The sequence below is a fragment of the Bradyrhizobium sp. USDA 4353 genome (genome assembly GCF_054063215.1).
The window spans coordinates 6,389,615-6,401,684 of sequence record NZ_JBSSGB010000001.1 but is presented as its reverse complement, the minus strand read 5'-3'; the positions used below and the strand labels follow the sequence as shown (position 1 = coordinate 6,401,684).

The following is a 12,070-nucleotide window of genomic DNA, read 5'->3' as shown; positions in this document are numbered from 1 at the left end:
CTTGGGCATGCCCCTCCGTGGAGTTCCGCACGGGAACTCGGAGACTGAGGCTCGCTGTTGCAGAGGCGACGGATCGTCTCGGCGCGTCAGCTCGCCTTGCGCGAGCGTGCGCTCGTCCGCACCGGCTTCTCGGCCTTCTTCGGCTCGTCGGTCTTCTTCGCCTCGTCCTTGGCTTTCTTGCCGCTGATCGGTAGCAGCATCTCGCGCTGGCCCTCGACTCGCTTCTTCGCCTTCTTGGGCTTCGCTTTCGGAGCGGGGGCTGAGGCCGCCGGCGCCTTGTCGCCCTCGCTCGCGAGGCTGCGCTTCAGGGCATCCATCAGGTTGATCACGTTGCCGCTCGACTTCGGCGCAGCCTTGGCGGTGATGGTCACGCCGTTGCGCTTCTTGTTGATCAGCTCGACCAGCGCGGCCTCATAGTGATCCTCGAAGTTCTCCGGCTGGAAGTCGGCCGATTTCTTCTCGACGATGTGCTTGGCGAGATCCAGCATGTCGCCGGTGATCTTCACGTCCTGGATGTCGTCGAAATATTCCTGCTCATTGCGCACCTCGTAGGGGTAGCGCAGCAGCGTGCCCATCAGTCCCTTGCCGAGCGGCTCCAGCGCAATGATGTGCTCGCGATTGGTCAGCACCACGCGGCCGATCGCGACCTTGTCCATGCTGCGGATGGTCTCGCGGATCACCGCGAAGGCGTCATGGCCGACCTTGCCGTCAGGCACGAGGTAGTAGGGGCGGATCAGATAGCGGCTGTCGATGTCGGTGCGCGGCACGAACTCATCGATTTCGATCGTATGGGTCGATTCCAGCGCGATGTCCTCGAGCTCGTCCTTGGTGACCTCGATGTAGGTGTCGGTGTCGACCTTGTAGCCCTTGACGATGTCCTCATTGGCCACTTCCTCGCCGGTCTCGGCGTCGACCCGGCTGTATTTGATGCGATGGCCGGTCTTGCGGTTGATCTGGTTGAAGGAGACCTTCTCGGACTCCGAGGTCGCCGGATAGAGCGCGACCGGACAGGTCACGAGCGACAGCCGCAGAAAACCCTTCCAATTGGCGCGCGGGGCCATGTCTCAACTCCACTCAACTGCAAACTGACGGGCGGAATCCCCCGGGACCGGGCTGCTGCGACGTAGTTGTCGCTGAGAGCCGCGAGGATAACATCGCAGCCCCCGGATTCAACAAGCTGGCCTGCAGATTCTGAGAGCGGCGTTAACTGGTCGCAGCAGGGGGCCGGGCCGGAACATCGTTCGGGGGGCGACGTTGCCAATCAGCAAATGAGAGAACGCGATACCGCGTTCGAGATCGTAGCAGCGAGCTGAGGGCGCCATGGCAACAAGACGAGGGTCGCAGATCGTCGAAACTCCCACCGAAGCGCGGCAGGGCGAACCCGGCCCGTCAGTCCTGGCCATGCTGGCCATCTCCACCGGACTGGCGCTCCTGGTCCTCGGCCTCGTGTGGTTCGTGTTCTTCCACACCTGAGAGCGGCATCGAGGTGTTGACCGGCCGCGTGACGGGCGGCCGGCTTCGATCGCTTCGCACGCAAGCCAAGCCCGGCCATCCCCATGGCCGGGCTTTTCATCGTGGTGTCCCAGAGCTTATATCCGCCCCAATTCTGTCGGCCCTTGCCGGCGGCCCTGACCGAGATGACCAAAAAGTAACCCCTCGGTCGGGTTCCGTTCATGCGCGGTTCACGGCCTTCCGGTTCATCTTGAGGGCGGAAATCGTGCAGTTCAGCTTTGGAGGCAAGCGTGCGTCTGCTCGTTGTCGAGGACGATCCGGATCTCAACCGTCAGCTCACCACGGCCCTGAGCGACGCCGGCTACGTCGTGGACCGTGCGTTCGATGGGGAGGAGGGGCACTATCTGGGCGACAGCGAGCCGTACGACGCCGTCGTGCTCGATATCGGCCTGCCCAAGATGGACGGCATCTCGGTGCTGGAAGCGTGGCGGCGCAACGGCCGGGCGATGCCGGTCCTGATACTGACCGCGCGGGATCGCTGGAGCGACAAGGTGCAAGGCTTCGACGCCGGCGCCGACGACTACGTCGCCAAGCCCTTCCACCTTGAGGAGGTGCTGGCCCGCATCCGCGCACTGCTGCGCCGCTCCGCCGGCCACGCCCAGAGCGAGCTGACCTGCGGCCCGGTCACGCTGGATACCCGCACCGGTAAGGTCAGCGTGTCGGGCAATCCCGTCAAGATGACCTCACACGAATACCGTCTGCTGTCCTATCTGATGCATCATTCCGGCCGGGTCGTCTCGCGCAGCGAGCTGGTCGAGCACCTCTACGACCAGGACTTCGACCGCGACTCGAACACCATCGAGGTGTTCGTCGGCCGCATCAGGAAGAAGCTCGACTGCGACGTCATCCAGACCGTTCGCGGCCTCGGCTATCTCTTGACGCCGCCGCCGGCAGCCGGTGCCTGATCCGAACCGGCGCCCGCCATAGAGGTGGCCGGGCGCCGGCCGTTTCGCTAATTTGCGATCATGCGCCAGAGTTCACTTGCCACCCGGTTGTTCCTGTCCGCGACCGCGTGGCTCGTGGTCATCCTCGCCATCACCGGCATCGTGCTGTCCTCGGTCTATCGCAATGCGACCGAGCGCGCCTTTGACCGCAGGCTCAATCTCTATCTCCGCACCTTGATCGCCGAGGTGGCGACGCCGGATGATCCGCCGGACCGCCAATTCCAGTCGCTCGGCGAGCCGCTGTTCGAGCTGCCGCTGTCGGGCTGGTATTGGCAGATCACCCGCACCGATACCGAGAAGCCGGAGGTGCGGGCCTCGCGCTCGCTGTGGGACAAGAAGCTGCCGAAGCTGGAAGAGCAGGGGATCGATCTAACTGCGGCCGGTATCCGGATCGGCTATGTCGAGGGGCCGGAGAATCAGGATCTGCGCATGGTCGAGCGTCCGGTCGATCTCGGCTCCGACGGCAAATTCCTGGTCAGCGTCGCCGGTGACGCCTCGGAGATTTTCGACGAGACCCGCAGCTTCGACTATTACCTCGGCGGCACCTTCACGGCGCTTGGCGTCGTGCTGCTGCTGACGACCGTCTTCCAGGTCCGCTACGGCCTGGCGCCGTTGAAGCGGATCTCCGAATCGATCGCCGATATCCGCTCGGGCCGAGCGGAGCGGCTGGAAGGCGAGTTTCCGGTGGAGATCGCGCCGCTGGCGCGCGAGACCAACGCGCTGATCGATGCCAACCGCGAGATTGTCGAGCGCGCCCGCACCCATGTCGGCAATCTCGCCCATGCCATCAAGACGCCGCTGTCGGTGATCGTGAACGAGGCGACCACCCATGCGGCCGACCCGTTCGCCGCCAAGGTGATGGAGCAGGCGGACGTGATGCGCGACCAGGTCGCCCATCATCTCGAGCGGGCGCGCATCGCCGCCCGCGTGACCATCGTGTCGACGGTGACCGAGGTGGCGCCGGCGATCGAGGCGCTGCGCCGCACCATGGAAAAGATCTATCGCGAGCGCAGCATCGCGGTGGAGGCGACCGCCGATCCCGCCGCGCGGTTTCGCGGCGAGCGCCAGGACCTCGAGGAGATGGTCGGCAATCTCGTCGACAATGCCTGCAAATGGGCGGCCTCGCGGGTGTCAGTGGAGGTCGCGGTGCAGCCGCCGGCCCAGGCCGGGGCGACGCCGATGTTGCGGATCGTGGTCGACGACGACGGCCGCGGCCTGTCGGCCGTCGAACGCGCGCAGGTGTTGCGGCGCGGTCAGCGGCTGGACGAGTCCAAGCCGGGGTCGGGGCTCGGCCTGTCGATCGTCAGCGATCTGGCGGCGCTCTATGGTGGCCGCCTGACCCTGGGCGATGCCCCGATCGGGGGCTTGCGGGCGGAGCTGGTGTTGCCCGGCATTTAACGGGGCGGTGGAATCCGCCCATCCTAAAGGTCTTCTTAATACCGCGGTCGCTATGGTGGGGGCCGGGGTGCGCGATGTGCGCTCTCGCCGTGGAAATTTGCACGCCGGCGCATGGGTCAGACAGCTCACGAACGGTTGAGGGAATATCTCGGGCAGCTGCCGCCAAACGCGCAGTCGCTCTTGATGCGCGAGTTCGAGCGCGCCATCGAGCGCGGCCAGGACGTGGCCGTGGCCACCATGGTGCTCGAGCAGCTGCGCAAGGTGGTGCGTCCGGCCGCCACCCCGACTGCTCCGCTGCCCGCAGCCGACCCCGTTCGTCCGCCGCCCGCCGTCGAGGTCGCGCGTCCGCCGGCGCGCGAGGAGCGCCGCCAGAGCGGCGATGGCCCGCGCCGGCTGTTCCGGCCGCTCGAACCATTCCTCACCGATTCCACCGGTCCTCTCCGTCCGGGGCAGATCCGCCGCGCGTCGCTGCTCGCCGTCTGGCAGTGGCTCGGCCGCGAAGGCGCGCCGGAGCGTTATGCCGAGTTCGAGGCCGCGATGTCGGCCGGCAGCGACAGCTCGCGCGAGGTCGAGATGGCCGCCCGCAAGCTGCAGCTCGCGGCCGCCGAAGCCTTGATGAAGCTGGTCGGCCCCAATGCCACCGGCGACCGCCAGCGCCTGCTCGCCCGCATCGGCGCGCCCAGCGTGATCGAGGATCTCCTGCCGATCGGGCTGGTGCTGCAGAACCGCGAGGCGCTCGACGGCCTCAACGGCCGGCTGCCCGGCATCATCCGCGTGCTCGGCGATTCTCAGATTGCCTCGGTCACCGAAGCCATCAACGTGCCGTCGCTGCAGACGCCCTTGATGCTGCCGTTTGCGCTGTCGCTGGTGATGCAGCGGCTCGCCGCGCCCTGGCAGATCATCCGCCTGGCGACCAAGATCGCCGCCTCCGACGACGAGATCCGCGTCGCGGCGACCCCGTTCGGCGTCGCCGTGACCATCGCTCTCAACGATCTTGCGAACCTCGCCTCGTTGCTGCGCGCCGACATCCGCCGCGGGCATTTCTCCAATCTCGGCGACACGCTGAAGACGCTGCATGACGGTGTCCGCGGCCTGCGCACCGAGCTCGATCTGCGCTCTGAGTCGAACTGGGGCAAGCAGCTCACGGCGATCCGCGCCGATATCTCCAACGCGCTGCAATCCGAGATCGACAGCGTGCCGGGCCGCGCCCGCCGCATCCTGCGGCAGCGCGCCGACAAGGACATTCCGGCCGGCGCCGGCGTCGATGCTGGCGAGGTCGAGGAGGTGGCGGCGCTGATCGAGTTCGTCGCGGTGTGCCGCAACTATGCCAGCGAGCTCGCGATCAACGAGGTCACGCTGCGCACCTACACCGACCTGCAGCAATATGTCGAGAAGGCCACGGAAGCGCTGGTGCAGTCGCTGCGCTCCGGCGATGCGCGGGCGCGCGCCTATCGGCAGTCGCAGGTCTCGGCGGCGATCCGCTTTTGCCACGTGCTATTCGGCAACGACTACGCCCAATTGATGAGCCGGGCGGCCGAGAACGCCATGAGCGGCGAGCGAAAATCCTCGCGCGCCGGTTGAGATTTTCTGCTAATCTGCCAGCGTTTTCGAGTTTGCAATTTTGAGTTGACCCCTTCCTGGGGCGACGCATAAGTTCCCGCCGGTTTCATATTTTTCATCAAGACCATGATTTCCGTCATCAAATTCGTCGAGCTCGAGAATCGCGTCGTCAGCGCGACCTATCGCAACCTCATGATCAAGGCCAAGGTCGTGCTGGTCGACAAGACCAGCGGGACGCAACTGCCCGATCCCGTCACCACCATCGCCTCGCCGGTGCCGGCCGGCTCGCTGCGGATCCGGCTGAGCGAGGAGGTTCGGCCGGGGACCTATTTCCTCGTCGCGCTCAACGGCCATGGCAGCTACCTCGCCAAGAGCGCCGAGTTCGAGGTCCGCTAATTACGTAATCCTCCTGAGTTTTTCGGCGCGGACGGCTGGGCTACCAGGGCGGCAATTGTGAATTGCCGCCGGGAACGGTGCTGGTTAAAAGCTCCCGCAACGCGTGTCCGCCGGTGGGCGCTGCCTGGAACTCTCTCCGATGATGCGTTGGGTCCGATGACGCTGTGGTTCGTGTTCGCCGTGATGACGGCTGCGGCGATTTTCGCCGTGCTGCTGCCGCTCGGGCTGGGCGCGCGCAGCGCCTCGGACGGCCGCGAAGCCGTCGTCTACAAGGACCAACTGGCCGAGATCGAGCGCGACGTCGAGACCGGCCTGATCGGCAAGGTCGAGGCCGAGGCTGCCAGGGTCGAGATCGGCCGCCGCCTGCTCGCCGCCGCCGACCAGGAGAGCGAGCCATCAGCCAAGCCGAGCGTCGGTCTGCGCCGGGTGGCGGCCGTGCTAGCGTTGATCGGCGTGCCGATCGTGGCGCTCGCGGTCTATCTGCCGCTCGGCTCGCCGCAACTGCCGGATTTTCCGCTCACCGCCCGCGCCAAGCCGGCCGACGGCGCGCAGCCGCTGGAGAACCTGGTCTCGCAGGTCGAGCAGCATCTGCAGAAGAACCCGACCGACGGCCGCGGCTGGACGGTGCTCGCCCCCGTGCTGGCGCGGCTCGGCCGCACCGAGGACGCGATCCGCGCCTATCGCAACATGATCAATTATGCCGGCGACGGCGCCGCCAAGCGCGCCGATCTCGGCGAGGTGATCACGGCTGCCGCGGGCGGCGTGGTGACGGCCGAGGCCAAGGCGGAGTTCGAGCGCGGCCATGCGCTCGACGCCGACGAGCCGAAGTCCAACTATTATCTCGGTCTCGCCGCCGAGCAGGACGGCCGCAAGGACGATGCCGCCAATATCTGGCGCGGCATGCTGAGCAAGGGCCCGGCGGACGCGCCATGGCGGCCGCTGGTGGTGGCGGCGCTGGCCCGCGTCGGCGGCGGCGAGGCGCCGGCGCTGCCGAACGAGGCGATGGCTGCCGCCAAGGACATGAGCGCCGACGATCGCGACGCGATGATCCGCGGCATGGTCGATCGTCTCGCCACGCGGTTGAAGCAGAATGGCGACGACGTCGAGGGCTGGCTGCGGCTGGTGCGCGCCTATGTCGTGATGGGTGATCTCGACAAGGCCAAGTCAGCGTTATCGGATGCGCGGCAGGCCGTGAAGGATGCCGAGCGGTTGCGCCAGCTCAACGAGGGCGTGAAGACGTTCGGGCTGGATGGATGAGAAGCGGCGCGTCCGCCGCGAACGGGATAGTGGGATGACACGCAAGCAGAGGCGTTTGACGATCATCGGCGGGGCCCTGTTCGTGCTCGCGGTCGCAGCCGGGCTGGTGCTGAACGCGCTGCGCGACTCCATCGTGTTCTTCTCGACGCCGACCATGGTCGCGGAGAAGCACGTCGCGCCGGGCAAGCGCTTCCGCCTCGGCGGCCTGGTGCAGCCGGGCTCGCTGAAGCGCGGCGACGATCTCGCGGTCACCTTCGAAGTCGCCGATGGCGGGGCGAAACTCCCGGTCGCCTACAAGGGCATCCTGCCGGACCTGTTCCGCGAAGGGCAGGGCGTCGTCGCCGAGGGCGCGCTCGATGCCTCCGGCGTGTTCAAGGCCGACACCGTGCTCGCCAAGCATGACGAGACCTACATGCCGAAGGAAGTCGCCGACAGTCTGAAGAAACAAGGCCATTGGAAGGACGATTACGGCAAGCCGCAGGGCGCAGCCAAACCGGGCCCGGTGTCGATGCGCGAGGGTGAGAAGACGGCCGCAGGAGCGACGCAGTGATTGCAGAGAGCGGACATTATGCCCTGGTGCTGGCGCTCGCGCTGGCGCTGATCCAGTCCACGGTGCCGATGCTCGGCGCGCATCAACGCGACGTCGCGCTGATGAATGTCGGCCGCTCCGCCGCGCTGGCGCAATTGCTGTTCGCCGGCCTCTCCTTCATCGCGCTGATCACCCTGCACGTGACCTCGGACTTCTCCGTCGCCAACGTGTTCGAGAACTCGCACTCGATGAAGCCGCTGCTCTACAAGATCACCGGCGTGTGGGGCAACCACGAAGGCTCGATGCTGCTGTGGGTGTCGATCCTGGCGCTGTTCGGCGCCATGGTCGCGGCCTTTGGCAACAATCTGCCGCTGTCGCTTCGTGCCCGCGTGCTTTCCGTTCAGGCCTGGGTCGCGAGCGCGTTCTATCTGTTCATCCTGACCACTTCGAATCCCTTTGCCCGCCTCGCCACGCCGCCGATCGAGGGCCGCGACCTCAATCCGGTGCTGCAGGACATCGGCCTCGCCGTGCATCCGCCGATGCTCTATCTCGGCTATGTCGGCTTCTCGATCTCGTTCTCGTTTGCGATCGCCGCCCTGATCGAGGGTCGCATCGATGCGGCCTGGGCGCGCTGGGTGCGGCCGTGGACCCTGATGGCCTGGATCTTCCTGACGCTCGGCATCGCCATGGGCTCGTACTGGGCTTACTACGAGCTCGGCTGGGGCGGCTGGTGGTTCTGGGACCCCGTGGAGAACGCCTCGCTGATGCCCTGGCTCGCCGGCACCGCGCTGCTGCATTCCGCGCTGGTGATGGAGAAGCGCAACGCGCTCAAGGTCTGGACCATCCTGCTCTCGATCCTGACCTTCTCGCTGTCCTTGCTCGGCACCTTCCTGGTGCGCTCCGGCGTCATCACCTCGGTGCATGCCTTCGCCAGCGATCCGACCCGCGGCGTGTTCATCCTCGGCATCCTCGTGCTGTTCATCGGCGGCAGCCTGACGCTGTTCGCCGGTCGCGCCACGTCGCTGAAGCAGGGCGGGCTGTTCGCGCCGATCTCGCGCGAGGGCGCGCTGGTGCTCAATAATCTGCTGCTCACCGTGTCCTGCGCCACCGTGCTGTTCGGCACGCTCTATCCCGTCATCATGGAAGCGCTCGACTTCAAGCTCTCGGTCGGCGCGCCGTTCTACAATCTCACCTTCGGCCCCTTGTTCGCGCTCTTGCTGCTGATGGTGCCGTTCGGCCCGATGCTGGCGTGGAAGCGCGGTGATCTCCTGGCGGCGACGCAGCGTCTGCTCGCCGCCGGCGTCGCCTCGCTGGCCGCGATCGCCATCGCCTGGGCCTGGGCGCGCGGCGGCAGCGCGCTGGCGCCTGTTGGCATCGGCCTCGGCGTATTCGTGATCACAGGCGCCATCGTTGATCTGGTCGAGCGCAGCGGCATCACCCGTGTTCCGTTCAAGACAGCGCTGCATCGGACGCGCGGCCTGCCGCGCTCGGTATGGGGCACGGCCTTCGCGCATGCCGGCCTCGGTGTCGCGCTGCTCGGCATCGTCTGCGAGACCACCTGGAACAGCGAGCTGATCTCGACGCTCCGCCCCGGCGACATGCGCAACCTCGCCGGCTATCAGATCAAGTTCGACGGCATGACCCAGCGCCAGGGCCCGAACTTCACCGAGGTGATCAGCACCTTCGTGATCAGCGAGGACGGCAAGCAACTCGCGGTGATGACGCCCTCCAAGCGCAGCTTCGCCACGCGCGGCATGTCGACCACGGAAGCTGCGCTGCTGACGCGCGGAGTCAGCCAACTCTATGTCTCGCTCGGCGACACCACCGCCGATGGCGGGCTGGCGGTGCGCATCTATCACAAGCCGCTGGTGCTGCTGATCTGGTTCGGCCCGGTGCTGATGGCGTTCGGCGGACTACTGTCGTTGTCCGATCGCCGCCTGCGCGTCGGCGCTCCGCGCCCGGCGCGAGCGGCGCGCGCGCTGCAGCCGGCGGAGTAGGGCGGATGCGACGCATTCTCAGTTCGCTCGCGCTCCTGTTGCTGCTACTCGCTGCGCCAGCAGCACATGCCGTGCAGCCCGACGAGGTCATGTCCGACACCGCCAAGGAGCAGCGCGCCCGCGCGCTGTCGCGCGAGCTGCGCTGCATGGTCTGCCAGAACCAGTCGATCGACGATTCCGACGCCCCCTTGGCGCGCGACCTGCGCCTCCTGGTGCGCGAGCGCCTGGCCGCCGGTGACAGTGACAATCAGGTGCTCGATTTCCTGGTCGCCCGCTACGGCCAGTTCGTGCTGCTCAAGCCGCGCTTCGAGCGCCAGACGCTGCTGCTCTGGCTGCTGCCGCCGGTGCTGCTGCTCGGCGGCGGGCTGGCGCTGTGGCTCCAGGTCCGCCGCCGCGGCCAGCGCGGTGCGGAGGCTGTGCCGAAGCTGACGGCGGAGGAGGAGGCGCGCCTTGCCGCGCTGATGGCGGCGGAGCAGCAGCCGCCGGTATAAGTCTTTGGTTAGGTCATAGGTGTTGCGGCTCGCTCGCTGCACCTCGCCCCGCCAGGGCGAAGCGTAGCTTCGCTAAGGCGGGGAGAGGTCGGATTGCATCGCAGATGCAATCCGGGTGAGGGGGACTCTCCGCACGGTCGGTGTGCGTGGCTGCCCCTCACCCCAACCCTCTCCCCGTGAAGGACGGGGAGAGGGAGCGCACCGCCATCGCCGCCACAAAACCCCCGCACCCCCGTGCTCCGCCCGGCCGCCGGCTTTCATCTTATTTTACCATTGTCTGGAAATGTGCGTTGACATTCCGTCTGACGTGTCCGGGCAAAGCCAATGTTCTCCAACAGCAATCTGACGATCCGCTTCCTCGTGGGAGGCGTCGTGGCCTCGCTCCTGATGCTGCTGGCGATCGGCGGCGGCACCGGCTTCATTGCGGTGCTCTATCTCAACAACCAGATCACCAGCCTGTCGCAGGACTTTGCGACCCTCAGCGGCCCGGCGCGTGATCATGCGATGCTGACCTATCAGCAGGCGCAGTCGGCGTTCTCCTATTTCATCACCGCCTGCGTCGCCATCGCGGTGTTCGCCAGCGCCGTCTGCCTGATGACCTATGCCGCCGTGCAGAACGGCATCCTGCGTCCGCTCGCCGCGATGGTCGCGGCCATGCGCGACGTCGCCGGCCAGAAATACGACACCCGCATCCCGGGCCTTGGCCTCACTAACGAGATCGGCCAACTCGCCGGCGCGCTGGAGGTGTTCAAGACCAACGGCATCGAGCGCCAGCGTCTCACCGAGCGCGAATTGCAGGAGGCGCAGCGCCAGGGCGAGCGCTCGCGCTTCCTCGACGGCCGCATCCACTCCTTCAACGAGCTGGTCGCCAGCGTCGTCAGCAGCGTGGCCTCCTCGGCCGTCCGCCTGAAGAGCAATGCCGAGACCCTGTCGCGCGCCGCCAACGACACCTCGGCGAAGGCGAATGCGGTGGAGGCCGCCGCCGCCCACGCCAATCGCAGCGTGCAGACGGTGGCCGGCTCGGCCGAGGAGATGACGTCTTCGATCGGCACCATCAGCCGCCGCGTCTCCGATGCCACCCAGCGCGCCGAGGGCGCCGCGTCGCAGGCCGAGAAGAGCAAGAACACCATCCATTCGCTGTCGGACGCCGCCGAGAAGATCGGCACCGTCGTGCAGCTTGTGCAGGCGATCGCAGCCCAGACCAATCTGCTCGCGCTCAACGCCACCATCGAGGCCGCGCGCGCCGGCGAGGCCGGCAAGGGCTTCTCGGTCGTGGCGTCCGAGGTGAAGAACCTCGCCGACCAGACCAGCAAGGCGACCGACGAGATCTCGGCGCATGTCGCCAGCATCCAGGGCATCACCGCCGAGACCCGCGGCGCCATCGACGGCATCTCGACGACGCTGTCCGAGATCAGCGCCATCATGTCGGGCATCGAGGTCGACACTTCGCAGCAGCGCAACGCCACCCAGGACATCTCCAAGAGCGTCCAGGAAGCCGCCCGGGGCACGCTCGACGTCTCCAACCACATCGCCCAGATCACCTCCACCTCAGCCGAAACCGGCCGCCTCGCCACCGACGCCCGCGACGCCGCCGGCGATCTGTCGCAACAGGCCGAGACCCTGAAGCGCGAGGTCGACGCGTTCATCGTCAGCGTGAAGGCGAGCTGAGGACAGGGGACGGCTGCTCAGCCAGCCGAATTCCTCCGCCACGACGCGCAGTTCTCACCCAGTCCTCCGCTGTCGTCCCGGCCTTGAGCCGGGACCCATAACCCCAGGGAGATGTTGTCGGGCGAGATGCCGACCCAATCGTGTCTCACCATAACCGCCGCGGCGTATGGGTCCCGGCTCGAGGCCGGGACGACAGTGGTGGTTGTGGCGGCCACTCGCGCGACACGGGCAGTGAGTAGGGCGGATGAGCGCAGCGTAATCCGCCACTCCCTCACAATGGACAGCGATGTGCCGCGCCCCGGCATACGCCCGCGGCCC

At 67.0% G+C, this 12,070-nt stretch carries 11 protein-coding genes; 10 read left to right on the top strand and 1 reads right to left on the bottom strand.

Annotation, left to right across the window (positions count from 1 at the left end):
- Positions 1-86 precede the first annotated feature (86 nt).
- On the bottom strand, positions 87-1,061 hold the full coding sequence (ku, locus tag ACVILH_RS29140; RefSeq protein WP_456715959.1) for a non-homologous end joining protein Ku: 975 nt from the start codon (positions 1,059-1,061) through the stop codon (positions 87-89).
- 259 nt (positions 1,062-1,320) lie between these two features.
- On the opposite strand from ku, the gene ACVILH_RS29135 reads away from it, so the two are divergent.
- The 10 genes from ACVILH_RS29135 (at position 1,321) to ACVILH_RS29090 (ending at position 11,752) form a co-directional block, all read left to right on the top strand.
- On the top strand, positions 1,321-1,473 hold the full coding sequence (locus tag ACVILH_RS29135; protein ID WP_009027687.1) for a hypothetical protein: 153 nt from the start codon (positions 1,321-1,323) through the stop codon (positions 1,471-1,473).
- A gap of 269 nt (positions 1,474-1,742) precedes the next feature.
- Complete coding sequence (locus tag ACVILH_RS29130; RefSeq protein WP_006614547.1) at positions 1,743-2,417, top strand: response regulator transcription factor; 675 nt, start codon at positions 1,743-1,745, stop codon at positions 2,415-2,417.
- 60 nt (positions 2,418-2,477) lie between these two features.
- Positions 2,478-3,854, top strand: coding sequence for an ATP-binding protein (locus tag ACVILH_RS29125; protein ID WP_456715958.1), 1,377 nt, complete (start codon positions 2,478-2,480; stop codon positions 3,852-3,854).
- Between the two features lie 111 nt (positions 3,855-3,965).
- Positions 3,966-5,435: a hypothetical protein gene (locus tag ACVILH_RS29120; RefSeq protein ID WP_456715957.1), complete on the top strand. Its 1,470-nt coding sequence runs from the start codon at positions 3,966-3,968 to the stop codon at positions 5,433-5,435.
- 105 nt (positions 5,436-5,540) lie between these two features.
- Positions 5,541-5,810, top strand: a complete 270-nt coding sequence (locus ACVILH_RS29115) for a hypothetical protein (RefSeq protein WP_456715956.1) — start codon at positions 5,541-5,543, stop codon at positions 5,808-5,810.
- A 156-nt stretch (positions 5,811-5,966) separates the two neighbouring features.
- A complete protein-coding gene (ccmI, locus tag ACVILH_RS29110) occupies positions 5,967-7,067 on the top strand; it encodes a c-type cytochrome biogenesis protein CcmI (RefSeq protein ID WP_456715955.1) in 1,101 nt (366 codons plus the stop codon).
- 34 nt (positions 7,068-7,101) lie between these two features.
- A complete protein-coding gene (ccmE, locus tag ACVILH_RS29105) occupies positions 7,102-7,617 on the top strand; it encodes a cytochrome c maturation protein CcmE (RefSeq protein ID WP_456715954.1) in 516 nt (171 codons plus the stop codon).
- The gene (locus tag ACVILH_RS29100; protein WP_456715953.1) at positions 7,614-9,593 is read left to right on the top strand and encodes a heme lyase CcmF/NrfE family subunit; all 1,980 of its coding nucleotides are present in this window, start codon (positions 7,614-7,616) and stop codon (positions 9,591-9,593) included. The genes ccmE and ACVILH_RS29100 overlap by 4 nt, the downstream gene beginning before the upstream one ends.
- Positions 9,594-9,598: 5 nt before the next feature.
- Positions 9,599-10,084 carry a cytochrome c-type biogenesis protein gene (locus ACVILH_RS29095; RefSeq protein ID WP_456715952.1) on the top strand — a complete coding sequence of 162 codons (486 nt, stop codon included), beginning with the start codon at positions 9,599-9,601 and terminating at the stop codon, positions 10,082-10,084.
- A gap of 324 nt (positions 10,085-10,408) precedes the next feature.
- Complete coding sequence (locus tag ACVILH_RS29090; RefSeq protein WP_456715951.1) at positions 10,409-11,752, top strand: methyl-accepting chemotaxis protein; 1,344 nt, start codon at positions 10,409-10,411, stop codon at positions 11,750-11,752.
- Positions 11,753-12,070 lie beyond the last annotated feature (318 nt).

Excerpts from the sequence above, each read along its gene's own strand:
- ACVILH_RS29115 (WP_456715956.1), top strand. The coding sequence starts at position 5,541 with ATGATTTCCGTCATCAAATTCGTCGAGCTCGAGAATCGCGTCGTCAGC.
- ACVILH_RS29135 (WP_009027687.1), top strand. The coding sequence starts at position 1,321 with ATGGCAACAAGACGAGGGTCGCAGATCGTCGAAACTCCCACCGAAGCG.
- ACVILH_RS29120 (WP_456715957.1), top strand. The coding sequence starts at position 3,966 with ATGGGTCAGACAGCTCACGAACGGTTGAGGGAATATCTCGGGCAGCTG.
- ccmE (WP_456715954.1), top strand. The coding sequence starts at position 7,102 with ATGACACGCAAGCAGAGGCGTTTGACGATCATCGGCGGGGCCCTGTTC.
- ku (WP_456715959.1), bottom strand. The coding sequence starts at position 1,061 with ATGGCCCCGCGCGCCAATTGGAAGGGTTTTCTGCGGCTGTCGCTCGTG.
- ACVILH_RS29090 (WP_456715951.1), top strand. The coding sequence starts at position 10,409 with ATGTTCTCCAACAGCAATCTGACGATCCGCTTCCTCGTGGGAGGCGTC.
- ACVILH_RS29095 (WP_456715952.1), top strand. The coding sequence starts at position 9,599 with ATGCGACGCATTCTCAGTTCGCTCGCGCTCCTGTTGCTGCTACTCGCT.
- ccmI (WP_456715955.1), top strand. The coding sequence starts at position 5,967 with ATGACGCTGTGGTTCGTGTTCGCCGTGATGACGGCTGCGGCGATTTTC.
- ACVILH_RS29125 (WP_456715958.1), top strand. The coding sequence starts at position 2,478 with ATGCGCCAGAGTTCACTTGCCACCCGGTTGTTCCTGTCCGCGACCGCG.